1 protein-coding gene is annotated in these 894 nt (G+C 75.7%); it reads right to left on the reverse strand.

The window, feature by feature from the left end; genetic code table 11:
• Positions 1-894: glycosyl hydrolase family 95 catalytic domain-containing protein (locus ACOV8S_RS21500; RefSeq protein ID WP_448319524.1), on the reverse strand; the 894-nt coding region annotated here is incomplete at both ends.

Here is an 894-nt window from a genome sequence, read left to right on the forward strand (position 1 = left end):
CATCAGCGAGGCGTGGAAGTGGTCGCCGTGCAGGACCCGGGCGAGGGAGCGGCCGACGCGGTCGCCGTCGTGGAGGCGGGCCGCGATCAGCGCCTGGTGGAGGTGGCCGTGGGCGGAGTCGTTCTCGGCGCCGCGCAGGCACAGCGCGCGGTGTGCGGCGGCGGCGAGTTCGGGGGTGTCGTGGGGGGTGATCTCCTCGAGCGGCCAGACGCCGTAGAGGTGGCTGAGGTGGCGGTGCTCGTAGGCGTCGTCGAGGCCGGGCCAGGCCCATTCGGCGAGTGCGCCGTCGGCGTTGATCCGGTGCGGCGGGAGGGCCGCGGCCAGGGCGCGCCAGCGGTCGGCGTGCTCCGGGTGGTAGGCGGCGGCGGTGAGCAGGGCGTGCCGGGCTGCGGAGAGGTCCATGGCCGCGTTGAGAGCGCCCCAGCTGCCGCCGGTGGGGCGGTTCTCGGGTGAGTAGGAGGGGACGACCGCCAAGCGGCCCTCGCCGTCCGTTCGGGTGAGGAAGTCTTCGTAGAACGCGGCGACCTCGGCGAGGGCGGCGGCGGTGCGCGGGTCGCGGCGGCCGTGGGTCTCGTCGTGGTCGACGAGGGGTTTGAGCAGCCAGTCGGCGCCGCCCGTCCACAGGTGGAGGGGGTACTCGCGGTCGAAGTGGTAGGCGTGGCCGGTGGCGCCGTCGGTGTGGGCGGGGGCGACCACGCCGCGGGCGCCGAAGACGGCCCGGGCGTTGTCGCGCCAGTCGGGCAGCTGGCGGTGGACGAGGGAGGCGAGGGCCTCGGTGACCTCGGGGAGGGCGGCGGCGGCGGAGGAGGCGGTCTGCAGGTTGAGGTTGGCGTCGGTGGTGAAGGCGCCGGACCAGGCGGTGTCCCAGTCCCCGGTCCACAGGCCGGTGAGGCG

Source organism: Streptomyces sp. CO7 (genome assembly GCF_053474865.1).